The sequence below is a fragment of the Corynebacterium sp. 20-84 genome (genome assembly GCF_053479455.1).
The window spans coordinates 23,039-40,038 of record NZ_JBRBCB010000008.1 but is presented as its reverse complement, the minus strand read 5'-3'; the positions used below and the strand labels follow the sequence as shown (position 1 = coordinate 40,038).

Here is a 17,000-nt window from a genome sequence, read left to right as displayed (position 1 = left end):
TCCTACTCATCGCCGTTGCCCGCGAGGGCCTCGACGTCGACGTAGTCCTTTTCCGCCAGTTCCACTTCGGCGGCTGGCGGAGTGTTGAACTCAATTTCTACCACTGCACCGGACAGCGACGAAATGGGCGCGATCTCCACGGTGGGCTCGCCACTCTTCTTCGCGGCGGGAACGATCAGCGCAACGGTGTCTTCAGCATCGTTCAGGGCACCGATGCGGTACAGCTTGTCGCCCGATTTCACCAGGTGGCCGCGGTTGCGCCGCCAGTGCCGAGCTTCCGTCAGAGGCAGGTCCACGCCCGGGGTGGTCACCTCCAGGGTGTAACCGGCGCCGAAATTGACCTCGCCGCGTTCCTCGGCGGCGTCGAAAAGCGCGGAAAGCTCGTTGGAGATCTCCTCCAACTGGTCGAGCGTCGGCGCCTCATCACCGGCAACGGCGACGACAACCTGCGATTTCTTTCCCGCTTTGACCGTTTTCACGGCCTCGATGTCCAGCCCGTATGCATCGGTGACGGGGCGGATCAGCGTCTCGAGTTCTCCACTATCCGGAAATGCCATGCCCACCACTGTACGGGTCTGGACGGTCGCGGGCGGTACAGTCTCCCACTGTGAAGTCCTCCCGCCAGATTTTCGCCGTCATTCTCACCACAGCACTCGCCGCTCCCCTGGCCGCGTGCTCGCCCCTCGATGTCTTCGGCCCGCGCCCGAACGGCGAGATCATGGCATTGGCGAAACAGGCGTCGGCTGACAGGGCATCCGGCGATGAGTCGTGGCGCGAGCTGCGCACCTTCCACGCTGAGCAGCTGAAGGACGAGGCTCGCCGCCTCTGTGGCACGGACGACCACGGCAACACCCCGTCGACGTGCGATGTGGGCTACGGCGACACCGATCTCCCCGCCGCAGCGGATGCCAGGGAGCTCATCGCGAGCACCACCAAGGCCGCTGACAAGGTCCCGGAGGATTCCGTCGACATGGTCGTCGCCCAAGCTATCGACGCCGCCGCGGCCACAGCCGATCCCCTCGCCCTCCTCGAGTTCACCGCCATCGAGGATGACGACGCCGCTGAGGCCGCAAAACAGCTGGCCAGCGCCGAATACGCCGTCGACTACGGCCTCGACATCGCCACCGCATACGCCGACGATGCGCTCCAGGGCCGCATCGACTCATTGCGCGAGCTTCACGACGCCCGCCTCGCCGCCCTCAACGACTCCTTCCCCGAGGACACCCTGCCCGCCCGGGAACCCGGTTACGAGATTCCGAATGGTGCCCCCACAAACCCGGCGGAGGCGGCAGCCTTCGTCGATAAGCTGGAAAGCGGTCTGGTAAACCGCTGGCGCAACGCCGCCGCCGATGCTTCCACTACTGAGTGGCGCGCAGCCGCCATTGTCTTAGCTGGCCATGCGCAGCACGCCGAGGCCAGCGCCTAAAGCTAACCGCGGACCAGCTCCTGGACTTTCTCCACGATCTGGTCAGCCGGGACCTCGAGGGTCTCGCCCCCGCGGATCCGCAGCTCGATGATGCCGTCAGCGAAAGCGCGGCCCAGAATCACAATGAAGGGCATGCCCAAAAGCTCTGCATCCTTGAATTTGACGCCGGGAGAGACCTTGGGGCGATCGTCGACAAGCACGTCGATGCCGGCGGCCTCGAGCTCACCGACGAGCTTCTCCCCTGCCTCCATCGCTGCGGCGTCCTTATTCGCCACGGCGAGGTGCACCTGGTACGGGGCGATCTCCTTCGGCCACACGAGGCCCTTGTCGTCGTGGGTCTGCTCCGCGATGACCGCGAGCATGCGGGTGATGCCGATGCCGTAGGAGCCCATCGTCGGCACGGCGCGCTTGCCGTTCTCGTCGAGAATCTGCACGTCGAACGCCTCGGTGTACTTGCGGCCCAGCTGGAAGATGTGGCCCAGCTCGATACCGCGGGCGAGCTTCACAGTGCCGTTGCCGCTTGGCGACGGATCGCCCTCTAAGATCTCCGCCGCCTCGATGAACTCGTCGACCTCGAAATCCCGGCCGGCGACCAGTCCGACGACGTGCTTTTCGTGCTCGTCCGCACCCGCGATCCAGGCGGAACCGTCGACCACGCGCGGATCCGCGTAGATCTTCACGCCGTTTGCCTGCAACGCGCGCGGGCCGACATAGCCCTTCACCAGGAAATCGTTCTTAGCGAAGTCTTCGTCCCCCGCCAGCTCAAACGTCGCCGGCTCGAGGGATGCCTCGAGGCGCTTCTCGTCCAGCTCGCGGTCACCCGGGATGAGCACGCCAGCCAGCTGCGGGCCGACCGGTTCACCGTCCTCGCCTACCTGGCGGGGGTCGTTGACCTTCACCAGCATGCACTTGAGGGTGTCGGCGGCGTCGGCCGGACGATCGTCGATAAGCGCGTTCTGCTTCGCCCACTCGACGAGCGCTTCGATCGTCTCGCACGCCGGCGTGTCGTGAACCTGCGCTTCCGGCTGGCCTTCGATCGCGCGCTCGGCCGGCGGAACCGTGACCACAGCCTCGACATTGGCCGCGTAATCGCCCGCGGTGGAGACGACGAACGTGTCCTCGCCATTGTCGCTGTACGCGAGGAATTCCTCGGAAGCGGAGCCGCCCATCGCGCCCGACGTCGCCTTGCAGATCTCGTACTTCAGGCCCACACGGTCGAAAATCGCCTGGTACGCACCGCGGTGCTTCGCGTAGGACTCATCGAGCCCCTCGTCCGACATGTCGAACGAGTAGCTGTCCTTCATCACGAACTCGCGGCCGCGCAGCACGCCCGCACGCGGACGCGCCTCGTCGCGGTACTTCGTCTGGATCTGGTAGAGCGTGACCGGGAAATCCTTGTAACTCGAGTACAAGTCCTTCACCGCCGCGGTGAACATTTCCTCATGCGTCGGGCCAAGCAACATGTCCGCGCCCTTCCGGTCCTTCAGGCGGAACAGATCGTCGCCGTACTCCGTCCACCGGTTCGTCGTCTCATACGGCTCGCGCGGCAACAGCGCCGGGAACAGCAGCTCCTGCGCGCCAATCGCGTTCATCTCCTCGCGGACGATTTCCTCGATATTGCGCAGCGCGCGCAAACCCAGCGGCAGCCACGAATACACGCCCGGCGCCGCGCGACGAATATAACCGGCCCGAACCAGCAGCTTGTGGCTGGGCACCTCAGCATCAGCGGGATCTTCGCGCAACGTGCGCAGGAACAGCGTGGACAACCGTGTGATCATGCGGGCGAGTTTACCCGGTAGCTTTGACGGCATGCTGATCGTGCTCCCCCCTTCCGAAACCAAAGCTCCCGGCGGCGAGATGGCGTGGGCGGTTTCGGTCATCGGAGCCAACAGGGCACTTGGGGAGCATCAGGTGTCAGGTGTGCCCACGGGCGGAGGAACAGACAACCGGCACCATGCAGTGGCTCGGTTGCTTTGAATGTTTCGCCTTACAGCGCCTCGTTCAGGGCGGACCAGCGGCGTGCCCGGTCCTGGGTATCGAATTCCACGTGGATGTAGCGCTCTGGACCAGCGGTGAATCGTGCCCATGAGCCGTCTTCGCCCACACGCTCAGGAGTGCCCAGAGCATTCATGACCTCAGCGCGGGATGCTCGGGGATCGAGGCCGGTAACCACCTCACCCGCCCACGCGGCGAACTCACCCTCAGGCACGGTGACCACCGTGACCATGACGACCACGTGATCTGCGAAGACCACCTCTGCGCCGCGCTTGCTGAAGATGTACGAAAACTCGCCCTCGATGGGATCGGTGAAGTCCAAGGCGACTCCGATGTGGGCGATGAGGTCATAGACAGGGCTGGTGCCTTCGCGGGCACCAAGCGCATCGAAGAACACTGTCATTGCGTCACTCATTTTTCGCTACCTCTTCTCCGATACCTCGTGTCCTGTTCTGGGCCCGAACGTTCTCGAGGATTGCCTGTATCTCTTCTTCGGGCATCCCGCGGCTATGCAACTCAGCTGCATGGTGCTCGAGGTCCTTGTCGGCGGCAGTTGCGCGGTCGGAGGCATCCTCGGCGATCTGCTTTGGTGTGGTGCGGGCGAGTTTACCCGGTAACTTTGACGGCATGCTGATCGTGCTTCCCCCTTCCGAAACCAAAGCTCCCGGCGGCGAAATGGACGGCATTGACGTGTCGTTTCCCGCCCTCGATCCGGTCCGCGCCGCGATCATGGACGACCTCGCCGCCCTGAGCGTCGACGACATGATGACCGCGCTCAAACTCCCCGCCACCAAGCGCGACGAAGCCGCCGAGAACCTCGAGCTGCGCACAGCGCCCGTCATGCCGGCCATCTACCGCTACACGGGCGTGCTTTACGACGCCCTCGACGCCAGCTCCCTCCCCTCCACCTCCCTGGGACACCTCGCCATCGGATCCGCCCTCTTCGGTGTCGTGCGCGCCGACGACACCATCCCCCGCTACCGGCTGTCCGGCGGGTCAAAGCTCCCGTCCCGCGACGGTAACCTGCCCACCATGAAGGCCCGGTGGGGGTCCGTCATCACCGATGCGCTGGCCGACCAGGGGTTCATCGTGGACATGCGTTCAGGCGCCTACCAGCAGCTCGGCCCCGTTCCCGGCGCGGTGACCGTGCGTGTCGAGTCGGTGCAGGACGACGGCTCCCGGAAGGTCGTCAGCCACTTCAACAAGCACTACAAAGGCGAGCTCGCCCGCGTCCTAGCCACCGCGCCCGACGCCGACTCGGTGACTGACATCGAGGGGGTCGCCTCCATTGCCGAAGCCGCCCGCATGACGGTGGAGCTGCCCGGCGCAGACGCCAAGGACCCGAATCAGCTCACCCTCGTGGTGTAGGGGCGTCGGCGGGGGCGGCGTCGATAAGCGTGCTCGTGCGCGCTGAGAGAGGTTTGCCTTTTGTGGTTTGCTTTTTGCACGTCGAGAGCCACAAAACCCCAGCTCGCCGACGCCGGAAACTCGCAAAAGGCAAACCACAAAAGGCAAACCTGGTTATCAATCGCCGTTACACGTCGGATCGTTGACCATTAGGAAACAGCAAGTGCGCGCCTGATCCGCTCCACGAACCCCTGCGGATCCCGCCGCAACTCCTGCGGCGACACACGACGCACCACATAACCAATGTCCTGCAAATGGTTCTCGCGTGCGCGTTCCTTCCGCAAAGTCTCATCAACCGGTTTATAGGTGACCCCGTCGTATTTTTCCTGCCCGTCCACTTCGACGATCACCCGTCCGACGAGCAGGTCAACTCGAAACCTCCCGATCTGTACCTGCGCACCTACCTCCAAACCTGCTTCGATCAGAAGCCCACGGGCATAGCTTTCGTAAGGCGACTCAGAACAATCGATTGCGTGACGAATTACCTGGCGTACCGTCCCGACGCCTTTCCGCCCGCGCATACGTCTAACTTCCGTCTCTAACTGATTCCGAGTCGCGACCCCGTGTCCCAGAAGCCAGTCCACGGCCACAAGCCCTTCGAGAAATCCGTGGCGCGCCGCGATGTCTAAGGCTGTGCGCACAAAAGTCGTCATGTGCATGCCGTGGACTTCCGCGAAGGTGTCGGCGAGGAAGCCGTCGCGGTAATAAACAACCCCTTGCGGCCATTTCGATTTCGGCGGCAGACCCCCAGAAGGGAGCATGAGCTCGACCTTTTCCCTCTTGGGAGGAACCACCCACATCCCAAGCAGTCGTGCAGCTGACCGACCGCACACTACCGCTCGTGGCGCACCGGCCGCTACTGCGGCGACGGTGATCCACTTCTGTTCATAAGCTTCCAACGTTGAATAGAGATCGCGCGGCAAAGCGAACCTCGAAGACAGCTCGACGAGTTCCCCCTCAATGATTTGGCGTCCTTGTTCGCGATTTCCAGAAGCTGCCGCCCGAGTGGACACTAACGCTCCGAAAAGCTTTCTTGCTTTGTCTGTGTTCATTTTCTCCCCCGCACCCATTCTTGCACCGTCGCGGTCAGGTGTCTTGTGGTGTCCGATACAGTGATCATGTGAAATCCCGGTCCCTGTACGTCACGGCGCTCGGCGTGGCGCTGCTGACGTTCGCTGTCATCGTGCTGCGCTTCGACGCGGTGCCCGCAGAGATCCCCGTCCACATCGGCCCCGCCGGCGAGGTCGACAGTTGGGTGCCCAAATCTCTTCCGGCAGCGACGTTCGGCGCGTGGTACTCGCTGCTGCTTCTCGCGCTCATCTACCTCGCGGCCCCGCGTCCGGGCATCGCTTATCGACGAATCCCCGTCTCCCCAACCTCCCCCATCCCTTTCTCCGACACCGCCGCTGACAAGGCCGCTGCCCTGTTGCGCGTGTCGGACCGTTCGCTGGCCTGGATCGCCATGGCGCTCGTCGTGCCGATGTGTCTGATTCAGTTGACGTTCGCGTTTCCCGAGTACGCGGCGTACCGCCCAGTCGCACTGGGCTTGCTTGTCGTCGGTCTCATCGCCGCAGTGATCTACACCTTCGTGCTGCTTTCCCGCTGGCCGAAGCAGATGGAGGAAATGCCCACCGACGACGATGAACGCACCCGCCAGAAGCACTTCGGTGCGGGGGCCGGGATGGGCTTCTACAACGAGCCCGACGACCCAATGGTCACGTGGGTTTCGCCGTTCAACCAGGGAAAGGTGGATCTGAACTGGGCCCATGCACCAGTGAAGCAGTACGCCCTCGTAGTTCTTGTGCTGCTCGTCGCGGTGTGCGTGGTTCCGTTCCTCGCTCTCTAAGCACGGGCATCTGGTGTAAGTGACGATGAAGAAATGGATCGCAGGCATCGGAGCAGTTGCGCTCGTGGGAGCTGGGGTGGCGGCAGCCGTCGTCGTGGTGAGCGACACGACGGTCGAGCGCGTCGTCGACGGCGACACCGTCGACGTGTCCACCTGGTCGGGCACGAAGCGGGTGCGGCTGCTCAATATCAATGCCCCTGAGCTCGGCCACGACGGTGCCCCGGAAGAATGCCTCGCCCAGGAGGCAAAGGACCGCCTCGAAGAGCTCCTTCCAGCGGGGACGACAGTGACACTCAAGTACGACGTGGACCGGCGCGACCGGTACGGCCGCGAGCTCGCCGGTGTTTTCGTGGGAGACGACTTCGTCAACGAGCAGATCGTCAGCGAAGGATTCGCCCACGCGGTGCTCTTTGAACCGAACCGGAAATTCTACGACCGGATTCGCGCTGCCGAGGCAGTCCCGCGCGCGGACCGGAAAGGGGTTTTCGGCGTCGAGCCAGGATGTCTCGTCGGCGCGGCGCCCGACCAGACCACGCCAGTGGACGACGCGGAGGTCTACACCGGTTGCCGCGCCTACGGCGGGAATTACTCGCTAGACAGCGTCGACGAAAACGGCCGGCGCTACGCCAAGATCGACTGCGACACCAAAGAACAGATCGGCTAGTTGTCACAGGAAGATGTTCACGCGCATTCCGTGAGCGGGCGCACTTTGAACCGCACTGCGAATTTATCGGTTTATCGGTCGAGGCGAATTTATCGGTTTATCGGTTGCGCTACACTGACCAGCATGGACAATCCTTTCCGCCCAACCTTCGGAGCCAGCCCCCTCGTCTGGGCAGGACGCACCACAGTGCTCACCGACTTCGACCGTGCACTATCTGGGACTGCTGGAAACCCTGACCGCTCTCTTTTGATCTCGGGGTCGCGTGGCATCGGGAAGACTGTGCTTCTCACGGAACTCGAAGACATTGCGGCGCAGCACGGCTGGGTGGTGCTGCGTGCCTCAGCCCGGGAGCAGATTGCTGAATCACTCATGCAATCTGTGATCCCTGAAGCGATCCGCCGTCTGTCTCCTCCACCGCAGCGTCGCATCACTGGGGTTTCTGTGGCTGGCATCGGGTCGGTGAGAACCGATGTGGAGACCACCGACTCAGTTCCCAGGCTCACCACTCAGTTGCGCGAACTCCTTTCACATCTCCGTGGTACAGGCGTGCTCATCACCATTGACGAAGTACAGGATGCCTCCCCCGAGGATCTGACCCAGGTCGCCGTGACGTACCAGGATCTCGTGCGCGACGATTTGCCTGTCGCCGTCGCTATGGCCGGGCTCACTCACGGAATCAACACTCTCCTTGATCTTCCAGGGGCGACGTTCCTGCGGCGCGCCCGTCATTACGAACTCGGACCTCTCACGTTAGAAGATGCCCGCACGGCTCTTTCTGATACAGCCCGCGACGGTGGCAGGCCGTTCGAAGACGCTGAGCGCGCGGCTCAGTTCAGCAAAGGTTACCCCTACCTCGTTCAGCTTCTGGGGTTCCTATCTTGGGAAGCTGCCGACGCTTTCGGCACTGACAGTATCGACGCCCACTCAGTGTCGGACGCAATTCCGCGCACCCTCGAACGGCTGGGGGTTCAGATACACCAGCCAGCTTTGCGGGATGTGCCTGCCCGACAGATGGAATACCTTCGGGCGATGGCTGCTATCGAGGCCGAAACCGGTTCGAGCGAAGTCTCTTCGTCCTCGCTCTCAGAGGAACTCGGCCGTCCCTCGACGGCGCTTTCCGACATTCGCGCCCGCCTCATCGAACGCGATCTGATCTCTCCCGCCGGGTGGGGCCTCGTTGAATTTTCTCAGCCGTATCTCGGACATTATCTGCTGGACCGCGGGCGTCCGCAGCGAATAAGTTGACGTTCCGCATCTCGTTGCTCCCATTTTTCAGCGCCGAAGCGTGCGCACAGCCGAACGCATAGCCTGGAGAATATGAGTATCACTCGCGCACAGGAGATTCTCGCGGGCGCCGCGCACATCGAGGTCTTCACCGGAGCCGGCATGAGCGCGGACAGCGGCATCGCCACGTACCGCGACGCACAAACGGGCCTGTGGGAGAACGTGGACCCGCAGGACATGGCGTCGACTGACGCGTGGCACGACGACCCGGACACGATGTTCGCGTGGTACTTGTGGCGCGCGCGTCTCGCACAGCAGGCGGAGCCGAACGCGGGGCACTTCGCCATTGCGCGTTCGCCGAAGACGACGGTGACCACACAAAATATCGACAATTTGCACGAAAGGGCGGGAAGCACGGAGGTCGTGCACTTGCACGGTTCGTTGTTCGAATTCCGTTGTTCGCTTTGCGACGAACCGTACCCCCACCCCATCTCCTTCCCCGAGCAGGCAGTCGCTGAGATCACCCCGCCGGCATGCCCCGAGTGCGGCGGACCAGTGCGACCCGGCGTGGTGTGGTTCGGGGAGGCTCTCCCCGAGGCCGAGTGGAAGGAAGCGGAGCGCCGGATGCAGACTGCGGACGCGGTGGTGATCGTCGGCACCTCAGGCGTGGTCTACCCCGCCGCCGGTCTGCCGCTGCTCGCGCACTCCCGCGAGATCCCGATCATCGAGGTCACCCCGCTGCGCACTGACCTGTCGCATTTGGCTGAAGTGGTCATTGAAGACACGGCGGCCAATGCTCTCCCGAAACTCTTGAGCTAGTTCCAGGCCCGCAGGACCGTGAAGGTCTTGTCGCGGGCGACCTGGTCGACTGCGGCGAAACGTCGTTCCACCTCGCCGCGGTAGCGCAGGTGCGAATTGTGCACCAGGTAGAGGGAGCCGCGGGGGGCAAGGAGGCGCACGGAGGCATCGAGAAGATGCTGCACGAGTGTGGCGTCGACGGCGGTGCCGTCGTGGAATGGTGGGTTGAGGGCGATGGTGTCGAAGGAGGCGTCGGGAAGCTGCGAGCCGGCGTCATCCCACGTTGCGTCGAGGCCGATGGCGCGGGCAGACAGCACCGCGTCGGCATCGGAGTCTGTCGCCTGTGCCTCGAGGCCGCGGGTGACCGAGCCGTTGCCGCAGCCGAGATCCAGCAGACGGCCCGGCGCGTCGGGCAGGCACGAGCGCAGCAGTTCCCCACCGCGGTCGGGTTTCGCGCCGGAGAAGACGCCGCCGACGGCGACGAGACCATCGCCGCGCACGGGCGTATACGTCACCTCACGGGGACCGGAGGCGACCAGGCAGCGGAATTTGCCGCGGCCGCGCGAGGCCGCGACTTCGGTGAAAGATTCTGCGAGCACACCGTTCATGCCGCGCGAGAGGTGCTTGTTATTCGCACCGAGCACCACGCGCACGTCATCAAAGCCGGCACCGGCGATCGAGCGCGCCAGGTAGTCCAGGCGCGCCAACGACTTCGGCATCTCACCCACGGCTACAGCCGAACCTGAAGCACCGGCCAAGAACCCGTCGAGACGCACATCGCCGGCGATCTGAGCGCCGAGGGAAGCAGCCTGCTGGCTGCGCGCATAATCGGAATCCAGAAATACGACCGGCCCGCCCGCGTCCAGAGCTGTGCGGGTGAGATCCAGGGACGGGTCGTGGCAGATGAGGGTGGTGGCGGTGGCGTCGATAAGCGCTTCGTCGACGATGAGTTTATCCAGCGTACGCAAGGCCTGCGACCTCCCCGATGACGTAGACCGCGGGGTTGGTGACATTCTCGCGCGCCATGGTCTCGGCGAGCGCACCGAGCGTGGTGCGGAACTCGCGCTGGCGGGCCGTCTCGCCATCCTGGATGACCGCGGCCGGCGTCGTGGCGGGCAGCACGCGCTGCAGCGTCTCCGCGATCGCCGCTGCCTGGCGCACGCCCATGATGACCACGATGGTGCCGCCCACCCGCGCGAGCGCCTCCCAATCGACGAGCGAACGCGGATCATCCGGCGCGAGATGCCCCGAGACGACAGTGAACGCGTGAGTGACTCCGCGCTGCGTCACAGGGACTCCGACCGCCGCGGGAACCGACACTGCGCTGGTCACGCCCGGCACGACCTCGCACGGCACGCCGGCGGAAGCGCACGACTGAAGCTCCTCGAAGCCGCGGCCGAAGACGTACGGATCCCCGCCCTTAAGCCGCACCAAGCGCTTGCCGGTACGGGCATGCGCGACCATCAGCTCGTTGATGCGCTCCTGCGCGACCTGCTTCGCGTACGGCAGCTTCGCCACATCGATGATCTCCTTGCCCGACGTGTCCAGAAACTCAGCAAGCTGATCCGTCGGCCCCAGGTGATCCGTGAGGATCACGTCCGCTGCTTCCAGCGCGCGCAAACCGCGCACCGTGATCAGATCCCACGCGCCGGGGCCACCACCGACAAGAGTCACACTTCCGTTCATGGCTTCTGAGTCTAGGGTGGTGCCCATGCCGGAACCGAAACTCGCCCACACCTTCGCCGACGCGCTTCCGTCCATGGCGCTCGAAGCGCGCGGCGCCGACTTCCCCGACCCGCAGCTTGTCGTGCTCAACGAGGACCTCGCCGCATCGCTCGGTCTCGACATCGAATGTCTGCGCAGCGACGACGGCCTCCGCTGGCTCACAGGCGCGCACGGCGGCCACGCAACAGCGTACGCAGGGCACCAGTTCGGCCAGTTCGTGCCATTGCTTGGCGACGGCCGCGCCCTCCTCCTCGGCGACCTTCCCTCCCCGGACGGCCGCGTGGAGATTCAACTCAAAGGCTCTGGGCCGACGCCGTTTTCAAAACCGGGCTCGGATGGCCGCGGAGCTTTAGGGCCGATGCTGCGCGGGTACCTTGTCAGCGAGTTCATGCACGCGGTCGGTGTTCCAACGACACGGTCGCTCGCAGTGTTGACGACTGGCGAGACCGTCCTGCGACAACACGGCCCGGTCCCCGGCGGCGTAGTGGTCCGCGTGGCGACAAGCCACCTGCGCGTCGGCTCCGTGCAATACGCAGCGACGCAGTCCGCTGACCTGGTGGATTCCGTCGTGGCTGCCGCGGGGTTCAATACCCCGGAGGAGTTGTTGCGCACCGTCATGGAGCGCCAGTTAGATCTCATCGCGCAGTGGCTGCGCCTCGGCTTCGTCCACGGCGTGATGAACACCGACAACACTGCCCTGTCCGGTGAGACGATCGACTACGGCCCCTGCGCCTTCACGGAACGCTTCCGCGTCGATGCATGCTTCTCCTCCATCGACGTTCAAAAGCGCTATGCCTTCGGCAATCAGCCCGATATCATCGCGTGGAACCTGTCGCGCCTGGCCGAAGCCTTGCTGCCGGTCAGCGATATCGATGCGATGCAGGACATCCTCGCCGGTATGGAATCGATGTGGCATCACCTCTGGGCCGAGCACGTTCCCGATCCCGAAGCACTGGCCCGAGCCGAAGACATCACGACGTATAACCGTAAGCACCACGAAGGACCGCTTTTCGTGCCGCGCAACCAGATGCTCGAGGCAGCTATCACCGCCGCGGAGCAAAAAGGCGATCTCGAGGCGTACCGCGAGCTGCTCGCCGCAGTCACCGACCCCTATAACGCACAAGCAGGCCCGGCCTGGATGGCCGAGCCTGAGGGCGATATCGCCTTTACGACGTTCTGCGGAACCTAATTAGCGGTCCAGCTTAAGCACGCGCTGCGTGTAGTCCCACTGCTGGTCGTACAGGTCGCGGTGGCGCTTCAGGGACTTGCCGTACGTCGGGATCATGTCGTACAGCTTCGGGCCCCATTCGATCATGCGCTCACCGAAGCAGCGCTCAAGGAGCTCGAGCATCGCAGCCGGGGCAATGGAGGCACCCGGGGATGCGCCGAGGATGCCGGCGATGGAGCCGTCCTGATCGTTGACCAGAGCAGTGCCGAACTCCAGGGAGCCGAAGTGCGGCGGAGCAGCCGGCTTGATGATCTGGACACGCTGGCCCGCGATCACGGACTCCCAGTCCTTGCCGTCTGCGGACGGCATGTAGTCGCGCAGGTCGTCGACACGGCTGTCGAAGGACTTGAAGACCTCTTCGACGAGGTACTTGACCAGGTCGAAGTTCGTTGCAGCCACACCCAGGTAGGACGGGATATTGTCCGGGCGGATCGACTTGAACAGGTCGAGGTAGGAGCCTTCCTTCAGGAACTTCGGCGTCCAGCCGCCGAACGGGCCGAACAGCAGGGACTGCTTGCCGTCGACGACGCGCAGGTCCAGGTGCGGGACAGACATCGGCGGAGCGCCGACCTTGGCCTTGCCGTAGACCTTCGCCTGGTGCTGCTCGACAAGCTCCGGGTTGGTGGTGCGCAGCCATGCACCCGAGATCGGGAAGCCGGCGTAACCGCGGACCTCCGGGACACCCGCAGAGCGCAGCAGATCAAGCGCGTAGCCGCCGGCGCCGACGAAGACGAAACGTGCTCGCGTGACCTTGGTGTCACCCGTGTGCAGGTTCTTGACGGTGACGTGCCAGAACTTGCCCTTCTTCTTCAAGCTCTTGACCTCGTGGCCGTAGCGGATCTCGGTGCCGGCCTTCTTGGCGTGCTCGAAGAACTGGGTGGACAGTGCGCCGTAGTTGACGTCGGTGCCTTCGTCCGTCCAGGAAATCGCCACGCGCTCACGGTCGAAGTCGCGATTGCGCGCCATCAGCGGCAGCTTCTCGGCGAATTCGTCGCGGTCGGCGGTGAACTTCATGTCCGGGAACATGTAGTTGTCGGACAGAGCGTCGTAGCGGCGGCGCAGGTAATCGATCTGATCGTCGCCCTGGGCGAACGAGACGTGCGGGACCGGGTTGATGAACTCGGTCGGGTCCGTCAGCACACCCTCCTCAATCTGCTGGGACCAGAACTGGCGGGAGACCTGGAATTTCTCGTTGATGGTCTGCGCCTTGGAGACGTCGATGCGACCGTTCTTCTCCGGGGTGTAGTTCAGCTCGCAGAGTGCGGAGTGGCCAGTGCCTGCGTTATTCCACGGGAAGGAGGATTCCTGCGCGGGTCCGTCGAGGCGCTCGTAGACCAATTGCGTCCAGTCCGGCTCGAGCTGGCGAATCATGGCGCCGAGGGTGGCGCTCATAATGCCGGCGCCGATCAGGAGAACGTCAACCTCGTCTCCGTTCCTCGTGCTGGCTGCTTCCTGCGAATACGATGTTGACACTTTCAATGACCTCTTCGATCCGATAATTGTCTAGTGCTGATGAAGCTTACTCTAATCATTCCACGCTATTTCTCGTGGCCAGTAAACACCTAAAAACGGTGGGAACTCACCCCCGAAAACCACAAACGGTGCCTCACGGCCCCGCAGATCGCCGGACATGGCCCACCCCCTGAATCCGAATCTAAGATGAGGGCCATGAATCACGAAGCCCCGAAAATCGACTCTCTGGACTGGTCCGCCGACGAACTCGGCGACAATTATCAACGCGCAACACTCCGCCTCGGCGCGGACCCGGAGGGCGAAGGAGACAACGTCGCGGTGCTGGTGAAAGCACGCGAGCCCCAAACGGACAAGCCCGCGCTGCTGTGGGTGCACGGCATGTCCGACTACTTTTTCCAGACGCACGTCGCGGACCATTTCACGGAACAGGGCTACTCGTTCTACGCGATCGATCTGCACAAGTGCGGCCGCGCGCACTGTGACGGCCAGCGCTGGCACCACACCAACGACATGGCCACCTATTTCGACGAGCTCACCGAAGCAGCGAAGCTCATCGCGGAAAAGCACGGCGGAGTCATTCCGCTCGCGCACTCTACGGGCGGACTCATCGTGCCCCTGTGGCTGGATCACCTCCGTCGGACGGACAAAGACACCCACGCACTCGTCAAAGGCATGATCCTCAATAGCCCGTGGGTGGACATGCAGGTGCCGGGGTGGCAGTTGAGGGTGCTGCGCCCCGTCGTCAAGCTTGGTGGGAAACTCGCGCCGAACTTGAAGTTGCCGATTTCGGGCGAGACGACGTACGGCGACTCCATATATAAGGAGCGCAACGGGTCGTGGGACTTCGACACCGAGAAAAAGCGACTCGGGGGCCACGACAAATACATGGGATGGCTCGGCGCTGTCCTGCGCGGTCAAGAACAGCTCCACAGCGACACGGACGCTGGCGTGCCCACGCTCACGATGTGCTCGACTCACTCGTATTTGGGCAAGCCGTACTCCCCCGCCGCGGACAATGCCGACACCGTCCTCAACGTCGCGCAAATCCAACGCTGGGCGCCGAAGCTGACCACCGCCGCGCACGAGACCCGGCCGATTCCGGGCGCGCTTCACGACGTCTTCCTGTCCCAGCCGCACCCACGCCAGCTCGCATTCAACGCCGCCGACACGTGGCTCGCTGAGCTCGACAACCAGGAGAATTAACCATGCACTTCGACTACATCATTATCGGCTCCGGCTCCGGCAACTCGTTCCCCACCCCGGAATTCGACGACGCTTCCATCGCCATCATCGATAAGGCCCCGCGGTTTGGCGGCACGTGCCTCAACTCCGGGTGCATCCCAACCAAGATGTACGTCGTCGCCGCGGACACCGCGCACACCGCTGCAAATTCGGAGCGCCTGGGCATCGACACGACATTCGAGGGCGCCGACTGGCCCGCGATCGTCGACCGCGTCTTCGCGAACCGCATCGACCTCATCTCGCGCGGCGGCGAGGAGTACCGTCGCGGCGACGAGTGCCCCAACATCACGCTTTTCGACGGCCACGCCCAGTTCACCGGCCCCAAAACCCTCTCAACGACTCTTGACGGTAAGGATGTGGAGATCACCGGCGACACCATCGTCATCGCCGCCGGCTCCCGACCGTTCATTCCGCCCGTCATCGCCGATTCCGGCGTGCCGTACCTCACCAACGAGGACGTCATGCGTCTGCCGGAACAACCCGAATCCATCACGATTCTCGGCGGCGGCTTCATCGCGATGGAATTCGCGCACGTCTTCCAATCGTTGGGCACCCGCGTGCGCATCGTGAACCGCTCGCCGCTCATGCGCCACCTCGACGCCGACATCCACGACCGCTTCAACGCGCTCGCTGCACCCCGCTACGAAACGCACATCGGGCGCACGGTTGCCAGCGCCAGCCACGACGACAACAGCATCACGCTCACGCTTGACGACGGCACCGCCATCACCTCCTCCGCCCTCCTCGTCGCCACCGGGCGCATCCCCAATGGCGACCGGATGAACTTGTCAGCCGGGGGCGTGGAGATGGATGAGCGGGGACGGGTGGTCGTCGATAAGCATGGCCGCACGACTGCCGACGGCGTCTGGGCGCTGGGCGATGTTTCTTCTCCCCACATGCTCAAGCACGTCGCCAACGCCGAGCTGCGCGCCGTGCGCCACAACATTCTCAACCCCCAAGACATGGTGCCGATGCCCCATGAGCATGTCCCCTCCGCTGTGTTCACCTACCCCCAGCTCGCAACAGTCGGCATGACCGAAGCTGAAGCACGCGACGCCGGTTTTGATGTGACCACCAAGATCCAGAATTACGGCGATGTCGCATACGGATGGGCCCTCGAGGACCAGGACAGCGTGGTCAAACTCGTCGCCGACAAACAGACTGGCCGGCTACTCGGCGCTCACTACATGGGCCCGCAGGCATCCACCCTGATCCAGCAGCTCATCACCGTCATGGCATTCGACCTCGACCTCCGCGAGGTCGCCCGCAAGCAGTACTGGATTCACCCTGCTCTACCCGAAGTCACCGAGAACGCGATCCTCGGCCTCGACCTCGAATTTCCCACAGTGTGACACAAAACACAGTTGCTGCTGTAACGAAATCTGCGCAGCTAACAATGAACAAAATGCAGCCCTCATTCACAGGCTCACGGCAGGAAACAAGATTTTCTTGAAAAGACATTGCCGGGAACTGCAAAGGACAATGAGGTGCGCTACACTACCTCCGGAAGCGAACGGAGATTTGAATGAAGACCCGTTCTCCGAACCAAACTAGTTGAAAAGGAACAGTGAATATGCGTAACTTCCGCAACGCAGCCATCGCTGGCGCCACCGCAGTGGCCCTGACCTTCGGTGGCACCACCGTCGCAACCGCAGCTGAGGCAGACCAGGACACCACCGCAACCGGCTCCCAGGAGAACGGCAACAGCGGCAGCTCCGAGGGTCGCTCCTGGCAGACCGCCGTCGGCGGCTCCCTGGGCAACGACCACGGCAATTCCGAGGTCAACGGTCGTGACCTCTGGGGCAAAGAGCGCAACCCGGAAAAGAACCCGGAGATCGCTGAGACCCTGCGCGGCCTCTCCATCGCCCTGGGCGTCTTCGCAGGCCTGACCTTCCTGATCGCACCGGCTTACAACTTCGTCAAGTTCGGCCCGTTCGCTAAGTAACTGCGTTCGAACACCAGATACTCCACA

General features: G+C 63.6%; 18 protein-coding genes. 10 read left to right on the top strand and 8 right to left on the bottom strand.

The features are described 5' to 3' along the window. Positions 1-2: 2 nt before the first annotated feature. Positions 3-557: a ribosome maturation factor RimP gene (gene rimP, locus ACUY2Y_RS07320; protein WP_448325441.1), complete on the bottom strand. Its 555-nt coding sequence runs from the start codon at positions 555-557 to the stop codon at positions 3-5. A 50-nt stretch (positions 558-607) separates the two neighbouring features. On the opposite strand from rimP, the gene ACUY2Y_RS07315 reads away from it, so the two are divergent. Next, positions 608-1,426, top strand: coding sequence for a DUF4439 domain-containing protein (locus ACUY2Y_RS07315; RefSeq protein WP_448325440.1), 819 nt, complete (start codon positions 608-610; stop codon positions 1,424-1,426). Between the two features lie 2 nt (positions 1,427-1,428). Here ACUY2Y_RS07315 and ACUY2Y_RS07310 read toward each other — a convergent pair whose 3' ends face one another. From ACUY2Y_RS07310 to ACUY2Y_RS07300, 3 genes are all read right to left on the bottom strand, one after another. Then, complete coding sequence (locus ACUY2Y_RS07310) at positions 1,429-3,204, bottom strand: proline--tRNA ligase (RefSeq protein WP_448325439.1); 1,776 nt, start codon at positions 3,202-3,204, stop codon at positions 1,429-1,431. A 209-nt stretch (positions 3,205-3,413) separates the two neighbouring features. After that, positions 3,414-3,836 (bottom strand): hypothetical protein, encoded by a 423-nt coding sequence (locus ACUY2Y_RS07305; protein WP_448325438.1) that lies wholly within the window; start codon positions 3,834-3,836, stop codon positions 3,414-3,416. Next, entirely contained in the window at positions 3,829-4,050 is a 222-nt protein-coding gene (locus ACUY2Y_RS07300) for a hypothetical protein (protein WP_210571798.1), read from the bottom strand. Before ACUY2Y_RS07300 ends, ACUY2Y_RS07305 begins: the two co-directional genes overlap by 8 nt. Here ACUY2Y_RS07300 and yaaA point away from each other — a divergent pair. Then, a complete protein-coding gene (gene yaaA / locus ACUY2Y_RS07295) occupies positions 4,049-4,789 on the top strand; it encodes a peroxide stress protein YaaA (protein ID WP_448325437.1) in 741 nt (246 codons plus the stop codon). The genes ACUY2Y_RS07300 and yaaA overlap by 2 nt on opposite strands. Positions 4,790-4,977: 188 nt before the next feature. Here yaaA and ACUY2Y_RS07290 read toward each other — a convergent pair whose 3' ends face one another. Beyond that, the gene (locus ACUY2Y_RS07290; protein WP_448325436.1) at positions 4,978-5,880 is read right to left on the bottom strand and encodes an endonuclease domain-containing protein; all 903 of its coding nucleotides are present in this window, start codon (positions 5,878-5,880) and stop codon (positions 4,978-4,980) included. Between the two features lie 68 nt (positions 5,881-5,948). Between ACUY2Y_RS07290 and ACUY2Y_RS07285 the strand changes: the two genes are divergently transcribed. From ACUY2Y_RS07285 to ACUY2Y_RS07270, 4 genes are all read left to right on the top strand, one after another. Next, a complete protein-coding gene (locus ACUY2Y_RS07285) occupies positions 5,949-6,674 on the top strand; it encodes a DUF1648 domain-containing protein (protein WP_448325435.1) in 726 nt (241 codons plus the stop codon). 25 nt (positions 6,675-6,699) lie between these two features. Next, complete coding sequence (locus ACUY2Y_RS07280; protein WP_448325514.1) at positions 6,700-7,338, top strand: thermonuclease family protein; 639 nt, start codon at positions 6,700-6,702, stop codon at positions 7,336-7,338. Positions 7,339-7,461: 123 nt separating this feature from the next. Beyond that, positions 7,462-8,583, top strand: a complete 1,122-nt coding sequence (locus ACUY2Y_RS07275) for an ATP-binding protein (RefSeq protein ID WP_448325434.1) — start codon at positions 7,462-7,464, stop codon at positions 8,581-8,583. A gap of 63 nt (positions 8,584-8,646) precedes the next feature. Next, positions 8,647-9,381: an NAD-dependent deacylase gene (locus ACUY2Y_RS07270; protein WP_448325513.1), complete on the top strand. Its 735-nt coding sequence runs from the start codon at positions 8,647-8,649 to the stop codon at positions 9,379-9,381. On the opposite strand, the gene ACUY2Y_RS07265 is transcribed toward ACUY2Y_RS07270, so the two are convergent. Both ACUY2Y_RS07265 and cobA read right to left on the bottom strand, forming a co-directional pair. Next, positions 9,378-10,328, bottom strand: a complete 951-nt coding sequence (locus tag ACUY2Y_RS07265; protein WP_448325433.1) for a class I SAM-dependent methyltransferase — start codon at positions 10,326-10,328, stop codon at positions 9,378-9,380. The genes ACUY2Y_RS07270 and ACUY2Y_RS07265 overlap by 4 nt on opposite strands. After that, entirely contained in the window at positions 10,312-11,046 is a 735-nt protein-coding gene (gene cobA, locus ACUY2Y_RS07260; protein ID WP_448325432.1) for a uroporphyrinogen-III C-methyltransferase, read from the bottom strand. Before cobA ends, ACUY2Y_RS07265 begins: the two co-directional genes overlap by 17 nt. A 25-nt stretch (positions 11,047-11,071) precedes the next feature. On the opposite strand from cobA, the gene ACUY2Y_RS07255 reads away from it, so the two are divergent. After that, on the top strand, positions 11,072-12,274 hold the full coding sequence (locus ACUY2Y_RS07255) for a protein adenylyltransferase SelO family protein (RefSeq protein WP_448325512.1): 1,203 nt from the start codon (positions 11,072-11,074) through the stop codon (positions 12,272-12,274). Here the strand turns inward: ACUY2Y_RS07255 and mqo are convergent, their stop codons facing one another. Continuing rightward, the gene (gene mqo, locus ACUY2Y_RS07250) at positions 12,275-13,786 is read right to left on the bottom strand and encodes a malate dehydrogenase (quinone) (protein WP_448325431.1); all 1,512 of its coding nucleotides are present in this window, start codon (positions 13,784-13,786) and stop codon (positions 12,275-12,277) included. It abuts the gene before it with no gap. Positions 13,787-13,981: 195 nt separating this feature from the next. Here mqo and ACUY2Y_RS07245 point away from each other — a divergent pair, with 195 nt between their 5' ends. The 3 genes from ACUY2Y_RS07245 to ACUY2Y_RS07235 all read left to right on the top strand — a co-directional run bounded on the left by ACUY2Y_RS07245 (position 13,982) and on the right by ACUY2Y_RS07235 (position 16,973). Continuing rightward, positions 13,982-14,989, top strand: a complete 1,008-nt coding sequence (locus ACUY2Y_RS07245; RefSeq protein ID WP_448325430.1) for an alpha/beta fold hydrolase — start codon at positions 13,982-13,984, stop codon at positions 14,987-14,989. 2 nt (positions 14,990-14,991) lie between these two features. Then, a complete protein-coding gene (gene mtr, locus ACUY2Y_RS07240; protein ID WP_448325429.1) occupies positions 14,992-16,380 on the top strand; it encodes a mycothione reductase in 1,389 nt (462 codons plus the stop codon). Positions 16,381-16,601: 221 nt separating this feature from the next. Beyond that, positions 16,602-16,973 carry a hypothetical protein gene (locus tag ACUY2Y_RS07235; RefSeq protein ID WP_448325428.1) on the top strand — a complete coding sequence of 124 codons (372 nt, stop codon included), beginning with the start codon at positions 16,602-16,604 and terminating at the stop codon, positions 16,971-16,973. The last annotated feature ends 27 nt before the right edge of the window (positions 16,974-17,000 follow it).